Below are 11,931 nucleotides of genomic sequence, written 5' to 3'. Positions count from 1 at the left end.
ACCCTGCCCCGAAACAGGCGTGAACGCGCCGCCCGCGCCACCCCACCGCTGCCACACCGCCCCGCCGCCAACAACTCGTCAGCCGCACGCCGGACCGACGACATTCACGCGCCCATCAGCCTGCCGCGCGAAACATCGAGGCTAACTAAGCGGCGTCGCCCGTTGCCCCCAACCTCCTGTGCCGCTGCTGTTCGGCGGGCGCACGACCCGTCCGATCGCTGAATGCTCTCACAGGCGGATATGAATGGCAATGGGGAACTTGCCGTCACACTGTGCCAACATGCACGGACCGTGCCAGCCTGGAGAATGATGTCGGCGCCCGGCCATGCGGGCAGCGGTCCAGGTCGTCCCCGCGCACGCGGGGGTGTTCCGGGCGGCGACCTCGACGAGTGGCCCGCCGACCTGTCGTCCCCGCGCACGCGGGGGTGTTCCTGTAGCACCCTACAGGTCACTCCGGCGCGCAGGTCGTCCCCGCGCACGGGGGGGCGTTCCCCCGCCGCGGCGGAACGTCTGAGCCTGCGTGCCGTCGTCCCCGCGCGCGCGGGGGTGTTCCCCGGAAGATGGGCGACACCTGTCGGGCGACATCCAGGATGAGCATGTACAGCGGGGTAGGCCGGCGTCACGGGACTTGAGGACGGCGCCCCTGCGCGGGCCGACGGCGCGGGGCGAGGGCGGGCAGCCTGCCGGGCAGCTCGACCTCGGGCGCGGCGATGGAGTCGTGGATCATCGGCCGAACCCTTCCTAGCTGCTGGTACCCGGCTGGGTGGTGTGGCCTCATCGACCGGGACGGCGGCCACATCGGCGCCGCCACGCGCTAGGTGCTCCACGATGCCGGTCAGGTCACCGTCGCCGACGCGGGGGTGTTCCCAGCCAACAGGTCCTCCAGCGGGTGACGACCTGGTCGTCCCCGCGCACGGCGGTGTTCCGCACGTCGCGGCGACGATCGACTCGCGGCTCGCGTCGTCCCCGCGCACGCGGGGGTGTTCCGCCTCTGCGGACGATCAGGCCGGCGTCCTCTAGGTCGTCCCCGCGCGCGCACGCGGGGGTGTTCCCAGGTGGAAGGCTCGCGTGCTGCTCCCTGAGCCGTCGTCCCCGCGCACGCAGGGAGTGTTCCCCGCTCCGGCGTGATCGCCAAATCGTCCAACGCGTCGTCACCGCGCACGCGGGGGTGTTCCGGACGACGACTCGACGTCGATGCTTTGGGGTGCGTCGTCCCCGCGCACGCGGGGATGTTCCCCACTCGGCCACGTCCCCCACCCCGGAGCCGGAGTCGTCCCCGCGCACGCGGGGTTGTGTCAGAATGTCGCCCTCAGGATGGCGGTCCAACCGTCAGTTGGACCGACCCGGCACAACCGCCGTAGGGGGGAACTCCGGCCACGGCTCGGCATCACGCTCAGTGATAGCTGCGCGCTCGTGCGGGGCCGCTTTCGCCGGCGTCTTGCCATGGGATATCCCTCAACTCTCGCATGGTTCGGGAGGAGTGTCCGGGAAGTGCTCAGCGGGTGAGGCGGACGGCCATGGGACGGGGCGTGAGTTCCCGCCGGCGTACGAGTTCGAGGGTGACCTGACGCCGGATGGCAAGGGCGTCGGCAGCTGCGCGCCGCCAGTCTTGGTGGGCTCGAGCTGCTCGTTCGAGGCGCTGGACGAGGAGCTGCTCGCGATGACTGATGCGCCCCCGCCTTGGATCTGTGGTCACTTGGTTGGCGTCGCGGCGTTGCCGGCCGCGCTCGAGCTCGTTGGGGTCGAAGCATGGCGGGTTGTCGAGGATGGTCTGCTGGCGGGCGTCGAGGTCGGCGAGGGCCTGGTCGTCGAGGTGGTGGAGGCGCCGGGCGAGGTAGCGGTCGGCTTGGATGCAGGCGTGGTCCCACGCTGAGCGGGCGTCGGGTCGTGAAGCGGCTGGTCGGGAGCCGAGCATGGGGGTGTGGTCGGGGACTTCGTAGCGTTCGCGGTAGGCGGTGACGGCGGTGGCGGCGGTCAGCCAGGCTGACTGCTCGGTGGGGTCGGCGGCTCGTGGGCCGAGCGCTGGAGCCCACGGCAGCGGTTCGCTGGTTGCGGCGAGGGTGGCGCGCAGGTCGCGCCAGCGGTGGCGCATCAGCTCGCCGGCCTGCCGGGCAACGTCGATGGCGAGCCCATCGGCGGGTGGGAGGGAGGCGAGGGGTCCTCGGGCGCGGGGTGCGGGGTTTGCGCCGAGGACGCCGAGTCGCCAGTGCAGGACAGCGGCGGCGGAGTGTGCGTCGCCGATGGGCCGCAGGGTGATGGCTTCGTCGAGGAGGGCGGCGAGGTCGTGGCCGGCCAGCGCTGTCTCGCGGGCGCGGGTGATCAACGCGGGCCATTGCGGGTCGCCGGCCGCTGCGCCCAGTCCGCGTTCGGTGAGGGTGTGGCGGAGCCAGTGGTCGGTGGCGGTGCGGGCGGCGTCTTCGAAGATCGCTCCGAGCCGCGCCAGCGACGTCGACTCGCGCAGCGAGTCTTGGATGACCTGGTGGGCGGAGAGCCGATCGGGGTCGGTGCGCGCCAGGATGCGCGACAGGATCTGTTCGGGGGCCGGCAGGTCCATGTCATCGCGGACGACCTCGCGGTCGGCGTCGACGATGACCCACAGGTGGTTGGCCCTGGCGCCACGGGTGGCGGCGACGTACAGCTGCTCGTGGGAGGTGCCGGCGGTGATGGCCGGCGTGGCAGACGTCAACCGTCATGCCCTGGGCGCGGTGGGCGGTGGTGGCGTAGGCCAGGTGGGCGTGCGGGTCTCGTGCAGCCACTTGGCGGTGTTCTCCGCCCGCACGTGCGCCTCGTCGGCGAGCACGCCTGCGGCAGCCTGGGAGACAATCAACCCGAGCACCTCGCCGCCGCCGTGCTGCCAGGCGGACACGACCGCGCGCAGGGTGCGGGTCTTGCCCGCACCGGCGGGGCCGACCAGCAACCCCACCCGCCGGGAAGAGCCGAGCAGCTCGCGGACCGCCTCTGCCTGATCGCCGCCGAGGTCGTGCTCGATGATCGCTGCCTCGACGAGGTCGCGGCCGGGTGTGCGACCGGTCGGCTCGACGGCAACGTCAAGCAGCCAGGCCTCCTGATCCAGCGTCACCGCCAGCGCCCACCGCTGACGGCCGGGTTGCTCGTACACGCTGCTGCCGTCGCGGCGTCGCAGCTCGGCGGGCGCGTCGATGACGTCCGGCGCCGTCACGCCCACCAGTTGCGGATGGCGGACCGCCCGGGCGACCAGCTGCTCCGCTGCAGCCTGGAGCTCGGTCTGGTCAAGGGCGCCGGGTGGCAGGACGTCCAGGGCGGCGCGCAGCAGATCGTGACGGGTGAACGTCGCCCGACCGCTGCCCGACAGCCGAGCGACAAGGCGCTCCAGCGGATCGGTTCCGTGTGCCCAAGGTTGGGCTGGCCGGCCCAGGACCTGCTGGGGGAGGCGGGCGAGCTGCCGGCCGCGGCGGCGAGCGGTGGCCTCCCAGCGTTCCAGAGCCTCGTCGGGGTCGAGGTCGCGCTTGCGTTGGCGGGTCTTGGCCCACGCGGCCTGGCCCATCGCCGAGAGCACCGCCGGCGGCGCGTCCACGCCGTACTTGTCCCGGTAGGCGGCAGCGAGCTGCTCGACGGTGGCGGTGATCGCGCGCCGACGGGAGGAGAACACCTCGATCAACCCGTCGTCCACCCCGTCCAGCTCGCGCAGCCCGTCGGGGCGGTCCCGCCATGCCACCCCGAGCCGCCGGGTGAGCTCGGCCTCAAGCGTGCGGTTGTACAGCGCGCCCGCGCCGGTGCGCGCCGACAGCAGCGCCCGACCGTCCAACGCCCGCCACTTGCCGTCCACGATCGTCTCGGCGCGGTTGAGGATCAGGCAGTGGGTGTGCACGTGCATGTCGCCGTCGCGGGAGGTCCACTCGTTCATCCGCGCCACCACCAGCCCCGAGGTGTCAAGCACCCGCACGCCGTTGCGTCCCGCCCGCACATAGGCGGCGTGCTGCTCCAGGTAGCCCAGCCCGGCGTCGACCGCGGCGAGGTGCGCGGCCCACACCTGCCGCTGGACACGCCGGTCGCCGGCAGCCCACAGCAGCGACACGCTCTTGGGCGGGGAGAACGTACAGTCCCACGCCGCCACCGACGCGCGCGGCGCCCGGCGACGGATCTCGTGGCGGGCCATCCACCGCTCGTAGGCGTCGGTGATCTCCGACGCGGCGCGCAGCGCATCGGCCTTGGCGAACGCCGCTTCCTCGGGCAGCCGGAACCGCCGACCGAGGTAGCCGCCGCCGGGCCGGGCCGCCTTGGTGTACAGCGGCACGAACTCGGCCCGCTCCACATCACCCGACAGGTCCAGCACCTGGACACCGCCGCCCCACCACGACGACCCGGGCGCCGCCAAGCGCGCCGCACCGTCGCCGGCCCGCTCGTCCGGCAGGTAGTAGTCGGCCAGCCCGCGACGGGCCTGATTCAGGTAATAGTCCACCGCGCCTCGCCCCGCGAGGATCTTCTTGACGGTCAGCACGGCCGGTCGTCCCGGTCCGCGTGGATCTCGTGATGCATTGGTGCGTCCCCTTGCAGAAGTCATGCAGGGAGTTGCTCCCGCGGGACGCGAGTTGTGACCAACCGGGCGCGGCGTTGCGTGGACGAGCTACAGCAGGCGGTCGTGAGCGACCTGGACGAAGCCTCGGAGGGCTTCGTTGCGGTCGAGTTCGTCGAGGACGTCGGCGACGCTGCTGACGCGGCGTCGGTTGGCCGCGAGGTGCTCAAGGGCGGCGGCCATCAGCTCCTGATGGTGCTCAAGAACCTCGGTGAGGAAGTTGCCGGGTTCGAGCACTGCGATCTGGCCGGAGTCGACGTACCACGGTGAGCGAAAGTGGGCGGTGTTGGCGGTCACCACCATCTGGGCACCTGCGGCCACGGCCGTGGCGAGGACATGGCGGTCCTCCGGCGTGTTGTTCATCTCGGCGACGAGCTCGTCGGGCACCTCAACCCAGGCGTCGGGGAAGGCGCGACGCAGCGCGGCGATGGTGGAGTCGTCGAAGTGCTGCGGGTCGATGTCGGGGTGGTTGCGGAGCACGTTGCGGCGCATCTCCTCGATGATCTGCTGCGACCAGACGGGGTCGTAGTAGCCCATGGCCGCCAGGGTCAGCATCACGTCGCGCAGCCACTGCGGGTACAGCACGTTGGCGTCGAGCACGACGCCGAGCCGCTCGGATCGGCGGCTCACCGAATGCCCAGGTGCTCCTCGGCGGCCGCCAAAGCGGTCAGCTCGTCCAGCTTGTGATCGCGCTCGGTCTTGAACGCTTCGACGCTGGTGAGCGGGACAAGGTGGCGGTTGCCTTTCTTGCGGTAGGGCAGCTTGCCGGACTTAAGCAGCCGGGTCAGGTAGGGGCGGGACACACCGAGGAAGTCGGCTGCTTCCGTGGTGGTCAGCATCGGCTCGCTGCCGGCGGCGAGGGCGTGCACGACCTTGTGCAGCGTCTTGAGCGAGTCGGGCGGCAGGTCGACCGGCTCCGACTCACCCACGACCACGCTCGCTCCGCGCTCCCCCGCCCGCTCGACGGCGGCTTCCAGCTGTCGATCAAGCGCGACGAAGCGCTCTGCGCGCTGCTCCGACATCGGAACCCCTTCCTGTCTATGTGAAACAAGTGTAACCGCTGACATGGCGGTCGATGCAGCGGCGACGGACAGAAAAGCACCTGTCCTGTCACAACCCCGTCGTCGCAGCGGCAACTCCCTACCGGCCGTCTCTCCAACAGGGAGTTGCCGGATGGCGACAAGGGCTCGATCCCGGGCGTGCGGCGGGCTGCCATGAGCGTGTATGCCCGGATCGAGGACGCCGACCCGCGACAGCTCGGGCGCCTGCTGGAGGATGCGCTCAGGTGGCTGAACGAGGAGTGGTTCTCCCCCTGGCTTGCTGATAGAGCCCCAGCCGACCTGGCTGCGGACCTCGACGTCGATGCACGGGTGCAGCTGCAGCGGCTCGGCACGCCGTACCTGAAGAAGCGCCTCGACGAGGTCGCCAAGCTGGTCCGGGACATGACACGCGACCTGGACGCCCGCCTGGCGCATCCCGGCGAAGCGGCCGCCCGATGGGCAGCCGCTCATCGACGGCCGCTCTCCTACGTCGTCGACCTCTACGAACTCGCCGCCAGCCGCAACGCGCAGGTGCGCGCCATCCTGGAACGTGCCGGCTGGGAAACGCAGGCGCCCGGCCTGGTGTTGAGCGAGACCGCCGAGGAAGCGATGACCATCCTGTACGAGGGGCTGCAGCGGCTCGTCGGCCTCCTCGAGGACGCCGCACGCGGCCACGGCGCCGCGCTGCCCGCGGGCACGGACCTGCTCGGCCAGGAGCTGACCGACGCCCTGGCCGACGATCAGCGGTTCACCGAGGCACAGCGGCGCGCCTGGGGCAGCGGGGGGCGAGGGCGGTGCCGGTGAACCGGCTGGGCGGACTTGCGGTCCCACGGCGAGACCGCGCCGGGAACTCCCCATGGCCAAAGCCCTATTCCGTCGATCCTCGGGAGGTGCAGCATGGAGTTGACACCTGAACAGCGACCCGCATCGAAGCGGCCAGTGGACACCCAGGTGACCCCGGCGCCCGAGCGGCTCTGGAGCACCGCGGAGCTCGCCGAGTACCTCGGCGTCCCCGTCAAGACGATTCACCAGTGGCGTACATGCAGAAGGGGCCACGCGGCTTCCGCGTTGGTCGCCACCTGCGGTTCTGTCCCGCCGATGTCCGCGCATGGGAGGACGAGCAACTCGAAGCGTCCGCCTAGGCAGATCCCCAGCCCACAAGGCAGTGGACGATGAGGTTGTCCGCACTCGGCGTACCGTTGCGCCACCCGACGACGACGAGGCACACGAGGGAGCGAATTCCAATGGCATCGATTCGGAAGCGTCCCGACCGACCGAAGCCCTGGGAGGCCGTCTACCGCGATCCCAGCGGCCGCCAGCGCACCCGCAGCTTCGCCCGCAAGGTTGATGCGCAGCGGTTTCTGACGGCGGTCGAGGCCGACCTGCTCCGCGGCGCCTACGTGGACCCGGACGCCGGCAAGGTGACGTTCGCCGAGCACGCGGAACGGTGGCTGGGCATCGCTGACGACGTCGGCACGGACGCGGGAGGGCGCAGCGTCACACCTGCGCACCCACCTGCTGCCCGCCTTCGGCGACTTCGAGTTGCGTGCCATCCGTCCCAGCGTCGTCCAGCAGTGGGTCGCCGCAGCGTCGCGGACCCTGGCGCCAAGCTACGTCCGGCTGCTGCTGGCCACGCTGTCGGCCATCCTGGGCGCCGCGGTCGAGGACGGAATCATCGCCCGCAACCCGTGCGCCTCGAGGGCCGTACGCGCCCCGAGCCGCGTCGAGCGGACGGTGGAAGCCTGGACGCCCGCGACGGTGGCGGCCGTCGAGGCTGCGATGCCTGCCCGATACGCCGCGCTCGTGCCTGTCGGCGTCGGTGTGGGCCTGCGGCACGGCGAGGCGCTTGGCCTGTCGGTGGACAACATCGACTTCCTGCGCCGCGAGGTCCATGTTCGCCATCAGCTCAAGCATGTGAACGGTGGAACGGTGTTCGACCTACCCAAGCGCGGCAAGGTGCGCACGGTGCCGCTGTCCGAGACGATTGCGGTGGCGCTCGCCGAGCACCTGCGCCGGTTCCCGCCCGTCGAGGTCACGCTGCCGTGGCGGGAGCCCGGCGGCGCCCCGACGACTTTGGAGCTCGTGTTCGCCAACACCGCTGGCGGCCCCGTCAACCGCGGGAGTTTCAACGACCGCGTGTGGAAGCCGGCGCTCACGGCCGCGGGCGTCGAGCCGACGCGAGAGAACGGCTACCACGTGTTGCGGCACACGTACGCCTCGACGCAGCTCCAGGCCGGGGTGTCGGTGCCGGCGGTGGCGAAATACCTCGGGCACGCGGACGGCGGGGCGCTACTGCTGCGCACGTACGCCCACGTGATGCCGCAGGCGCCCGACCACGCGCGAGCGGCGGTGGATGCCTTCCTTCGCTCGTGTGAGCCAGGCGTGAGCCATCAGGCCGGCTCGTGAGCGTTTCCGCTGGTCAGCGGCTTGTACGGCCGGAAACCGTTACTTGTAGCGGTAGGTGATACGACCTCGGGTGAGGTCGTAGGGGGAGAGCTCGAGCGTCACCCGGTCGCCCGGCAGGATCCTGATGTAGTGCTTGCGCATCTTGCCGGAGATGTGTCCGAGCACGCTGTGGCCGTTGTCGAGCTTCACCCGGAACATCGTGTTCGGCAGGGCTTCCTCGACGACGCCCTCGAGCTCGAGGGCGGCCTCCTTCGTCGAACCGGCCCGCGCCTCCCGCTTGGCCCTCGTCTCGGGATCAGCCTGTCGCCGTGAAGGCGGCTTCCTCGTGCGTCGACGTGCCATGGTGAGTGTGCTTCCTTTGCAGGTGGATGAACGTGCGCGACGGGCGCCGACCGGGCGACAAGCGCGCCGAAAGCGGCGCAGGCCCCTGATGCACCTTAGAGGATAACGGCCATGGCGAGGGCCATCAGCGCCGCCGTCTCCGCCACGATGGCGCAGGCGCAGGCGTGGCGGTCGCTCAGGCCACCGTAGCTGCGCCGCCCCCACGCCGCCGCCGCGAGTGCGACGAGCAGCGCGACGCCGAGTCCCACGAGTCCCGGGACGTGGGCGGTCAGGAAGACCACCGCCGCCCCGAGCACCGTCGCGGCCAGGGCGACGCCGGTCTCGGGAGCCTCGAACGTCGCCGAGCCGCCCCGCGCCCGCCACCACGCCACCACCATCGCCGTCCTTCCGGCGGCGGGCACCGCGACGAGCAGGCCAGGGAATCCCGCGACAAAGGTGAGCAGCCCGAAGCGGACGAGGAGGGCGACGACGAGCGCGGTCGTCCCCGCGGCCCCGACAGGAGCGCCCGGGCCGGTCGGCGGAGGCGGGAGAGGGTGGCTCGCCTCGTCACCCCCACGGAGACGGTCCGCCGGAGCGCCCGCGACCTCGTCGGCTAGCCGGGCCGCGGCGTCGAGGTGCACGAGACGGGTGAGCACCGCGTCCACGGCCAGCACGATGCCGGCCGCCACGGCGAGCGGCAGCGCCATGCGCCCGAGCACGGCGGCGGGCACCGCCCACGCGAGGCCGAGCAGGAGCCCCACGACCGGGAAGGCGGCGAGCGCCCTGCGCCCCGGGACTGCCCCCGCGCCGCCCACGGGCAGCACGGTGAGGTAGCGCAGGGCGGCGGCCACCCGCGGCATGCTAGCGCCGGGTCCGGGCCCACGACCAGCACGGCAAGGGCCATTGCGCGCGATGTTACCGCGCGGTAACCTTACTCGCGGGTAACCCACTCGGGGTGCAGACCCTCACCCGGGGCGTGGTCAGCGAGGGAGCGTCATGGGCCACTACAAGAGCAACCTGCGAGACATCACCTTCAACCTCTTCGAGGTCTTCCGGACCGACGCGCACATGGGCTCAGGCCCCTTCGCGCAGATGGACCCGGACACCGCCCGCGACGTCCTCGCGGAGGTGGAGCGCCTCGCCACGGGGCCCTTCGCGGACAGCTTCACCGAGGGTGACCGCACCCCGCTCGTCTTCGCCGACGGGGAGGTCACCCTGCCCGCCGCCCTCACCCGGTCCCTCGACGCGTACTTCGACGGGGAGTGGTACCGCCTGGACCTGCCCGAGCACCTCGGCGGGCACGGTGCTCCGCCGAGTTTGCGGTGGGCGGCCATGGAGCTGCTGCTCGGCGCCAACCCCGCCGCCCTCATGTACGCGGCCGGTCCGTTCTTCGCGGCCATCATCGACGAGCTCGTCACCGAGGAGCAGCGCCGGCGGTGGGTGGTCCCGACGGTTGAGCACCGCTGGGGCGGCACGATGGTCCTCACCGAGCCCGACGCGGGCAGCGACGTGGGCGCCGGCCGGACGATGGCCACCGACAACGGTGACGGGACCTGGAACATCACCGGCGTGAAGCGGTTCATCACGAACGGCGACTTCGACTGGCCGGACAACATCATCCACCTCGTCCTCGCCCGGCCGCAAGGCGCCGGCCCCGGCACGAAGGGGCTCAGCCTCTTCATCGTGCCGAAGTACTGGGTCAACGAGGACGGTTCGCTCGGGGCGCGCAACGGCGCGGTCGTCACGAAGGTCGAGGACAAGATGGGCCTGAAGGCCTCGGCGACTTGCGAGATCACCTTCGGGGAGTCGACGCCGGCCCGGGGGGTGCTCGTCGGCGACGTGCACGACGGCATCCGCCAGATGTTCAAGGTCATCGAGTACGCCCGGATGCTCGTCGGCACGAAGGCGATCGCGACCCTGTCGACGGGCTACCTCAACGCACTGGAGTACGCGAAGCAGCGCGTCCAGGGCCCCGACCTCGCCCGCGCCGGCGACCGCAACACCCCCCGCGTGGAGATCATCCGCCACCCCGACGTCCGCCGCAGCCTCATGGAGCAGAAGGCCCACGTCGAGGGCATGCGCGCGCTCGTCCTCTACACCGCGTCGATCCAGGACCGCATCGAGCTGGCCGAGCCGGGCGAGGAGGCGGAGCGCCTGAAGAAGCGCAACGGCCTGCTCCTGCCGATGGTCAAGGGCTACGGCTCCGAGAAGTCCTACGAGCTGCTCGCCCAGTCCCTGCAGGTCTTCGGAGGGTCGGGCTACTGCCGCGACTACCCGATCGAGCAGTACATCCGCGACGCGAAGATCGACACCCTCTACGAGGGCACCACCGGCATCCAGGGCATGGACCTGTTCTTCCGCAAGATCGGCAAGGACCAGGGCGCTGCGCTCACCGCGCTGCTCGGCGAGGTCGCGGAGTTCGCGAAGGGCGACGCGGGCAACGGCGCGCTCGCCGCGGAACGCCAGCGGCTGGCCGTGGCGCTCGAGGACGTCCAAGGCATGCTCGGCGCCCTCGTGGGCTTCTTCGGCGAGTCGATCTACAAGGTCGGCCTCAACACGACCCCGTTCCTGTTCGCGCTCTCCGAGCTCGTCGTCGGCTGGCTGCTGCTGCGCCAGGCCGAGGTGGCCCTCGCCGCCCTCGCCGACGGGCCGCACGGCAGCGACCGCGCGTTCTACGAGGGCAAGGTCGCCGCAGCCCGCTGGTTCGCCGCGACCGTCCTGCCGCAGCTGGCGGCACGCCGCGCGGTCATGGAAGCCACCGACCTGCGGGTCATGGAGCTCGACGACCCGGCCTTCTGACCCGTCCGGCAGGTCGCGGCCGCGTCGCCCCGCCCACGCCGAGCGCTGGACGCCCACCCGCCGGCGCTGCCTAGACTCGCCGCGATGGAGGTCCTGCGCGTCGAGCGCGATCGGCCCGCCCCCGCCGCGATCGCGTCGGCGGCGGCGGTGCTCCGGGCGGGTGGCCTCGTGGCGTTTCCGACCGAGACGGTCTACGGCCTGGGCGCCGACGCCCGGCGTGAGGACGCCGTGCGCGCCGTGTTCGCCGCCAAGGGGCGCCCCGCGGACAACCCGCTCATCGTGCACGTCGCCGACGCGGCCGGCCTTGGTGCGGTCGCTGCGTCCGTTCCGCCGCTCGCCGCCCGGCTGGCCGAGCGGTTCTGGCCCGGTCCCCTGACCCTCGTCGTCGACGCCGCCCCGGCCGTGCCGGCGGTGACCACCGGCGGGCTCGCCACGGTGGCGGTCCGGGTGCCAGACCACCCCGTCGCGCTCGCCCTGCTGCGCGCAGCCGACCTCCCGGTTGCTGCCCCGAGCGCCAACCGCTCGGGCCGTCCCTCCCCCACCACCGGCGCCCACGTCGTCGAGGACCTCGCCGCCAGCGGCGTCGCCCTGCTCCTCGACGCGGGCCCGAGCGGCATCGGCATCGAGAGCACGGTCGTCGACGCGCGCGGCGCCGCCCCGGTCGTCCTGCGCGAGGGCGCCATCTCGCGTGAGGACCTTGGCGGGGCGCTCGTCGCACAGGGCTCGCCCGCGTCGCCGGGCACCCGCTACCGCCACTACGCCCCGGCGTGCCGGGTAGAGCTCGTCGCCCGGGGACAGGGCAGGAAGCGGGCG

At 72.0% G+C, this 11,931-nt stretch carries 9 protein-coding genes, 1 pseudogene and 1 CRISPR repeat array; of the genes and pseudogenes, 4 read left to right on the top strand and 6 right to left on the bottom strand.

Annotation, left to right across the window (positions count from 1 at the left end; translation table 11 throughout):
• Positions 1–343: 343 nt before the first annotated feature.
• A CRISPR array of direct repeats spans positions 344–553; the repeat unit is 28 nt; unit sequence GTCGTCCCCGCGCACGCGGGGGTGTTCC.
• Between the two features lie 942 nt (positions 554–1,495).
• From VM324_05625 to VM324_05610, 4 genes are all read right to left on the bottom strand, one after another.
• Entirely contained in the window at positions 1,496–2,686 is a 1,191-nt protein-coding gene (locus VM324_05625) for a hypothetical protein (protein ID HVL98751.1), read from the bottom strand.
• 3 nt (positions 2,687–2,689) lie between these two features.
• The gene (gene mobF, locus VM324_05620) at positions 2,690–4,477 is read right to left on the bottom strand and encodes a MobF family relaxase (protein ID HVL98750.1); all 1,788 of its coding nucleotides are present in this window, start codon (positions 4,475–4,477) and stop codon (positions 2,690–2,692) included.
• Between the two features lie 126 nt (positions 4,478–4,603).
• A complete protein-coding gene (locus VM324_05615; GenBank protein ID HVL98749.1) occupies positions 4,604–5,182 on the bottom strand; it encodes a PIN domain-containing protein in 579 nt (192 codons plus the stop codon).
• A complete protein-coding gene (locus VM324_05610; protein ID HVL98748.1) occupies positions 5,179–5,574 on the bottom strand; it encodes a helix-turn-helix domain-containing protein in 396 nt (131 codons plus the stop codon). Before VM324_05610 ends, VM324_05615 begins: the two co-directional genes overlap by 4 nt.
• 192 nt (positions 5,575–5,766) lie before the next feature.
• On the opposite strand from VM324_05610, the gene VM324_05605 reads away from it, so the two are divergent.
• Both VM324_05605 and VM324_05600 read left to right on the top strand, forming a co-directional pair.
• Entirely contained in the window at positions 5,767–6,396 is a 630-nt protein-coding gene (locus VM324_05605) for a hypothetical protein (protein HVL98747.1), read from the top strand.
• A 954-nt stretch (positions 6,397–7,350) separates the two neighbouring features.
• The gene (locus VM324_05600) at positions 7,351–7,998 is read left to right on the top strand and encodes a site-specific integrase (GenBank protein HVL98746.1); all 648 of its coding nucleotides are present in this window, start codon (positions 7,351–7,353) and stop codon (positions 7,996–7,998) included.
• Between the two features lie 39 nt (positions 7,999–8,037).
• Here VM324_05600 and infA read toward each other — a convergent pair.
• Positions 8,038–8,256: pseudogene (infA, locus tag VM324_05595) on the bottom strand (translation initiation factor IF-1).
• Between the two features lie 179 nt (positions 8,257–8,435).
• The gene (locus VM324_05590; GenBank protein ID HVL98745.1) at positions 8,436–9,170 is read right to left on the bottom strand and encodes an adenosylcobinamide-GDP ribazoletransferase; all 735 of its coding nucleotides are present in this window, start codon (positions 9,168–9,170) and stop codon (positions 8,436–8,438) included.
• Between the two features lie 145 nt (positions 9,171–9,315).
• Between VM324_05590 and VM324_05585 the strand changes: the two genes are divergently transcribed.
• Positions 9,316–11,118, top strand: coding sequence for an acyl-CoA dehydrogenase (locus tag VM324_05585; protein HVL98744.1), 1,803 nt, complete (start codon positions 9,316–9,318; stop codon positions 11,116–11,118).
• 84 nt (positions 11,119–11,202) lie between these two features.
• On the top strand, positions 11,203–11,931 hold a 729-nt coding region (locus VM324_05580; GenBank protein HVL98743.1), incomplete at its 3' end, for an L-threonylcarbamoyladenylate synthase.

It is taken from the genome of Egibacteraceae bacterium, from assembly GCA_035540635.1.
Taxonomy (GTDB): domain Bacteria; phylum Actinomycetota; class Nitriliruptoria; order Euzebyales; family Egibacteraceae; genus DATLGH01.
This window is presented reverse-complemented; position numbering and strand designations above follow the sequence as displayed.

What these genes read in the sequence shown, in the direction of transcription:
- VM324_05610 (HVL98748.1), bottom strand. Translation starts at nt 5,574, where the DNA reads ATGTCGGAGCAGCGCGCAGAGCGCTTCGTCGCGCTTGATCGACAGCTG.
- VM324_05585 (HVL98744.1), top strand. Translation starts at nt 9,316, where the DNA reads ATGGGCCACTACAAGAGCAACCTGCGAGACATCACCTTCAACCTCTTC.
- VM324_05605 (HVL98747.1), top strand. Translation starts at nt 5,767, where the DNA reads ATGAGCGTGTATGCCCGGATCGAGGACGCCGACCCGCGACAGCTCGGG.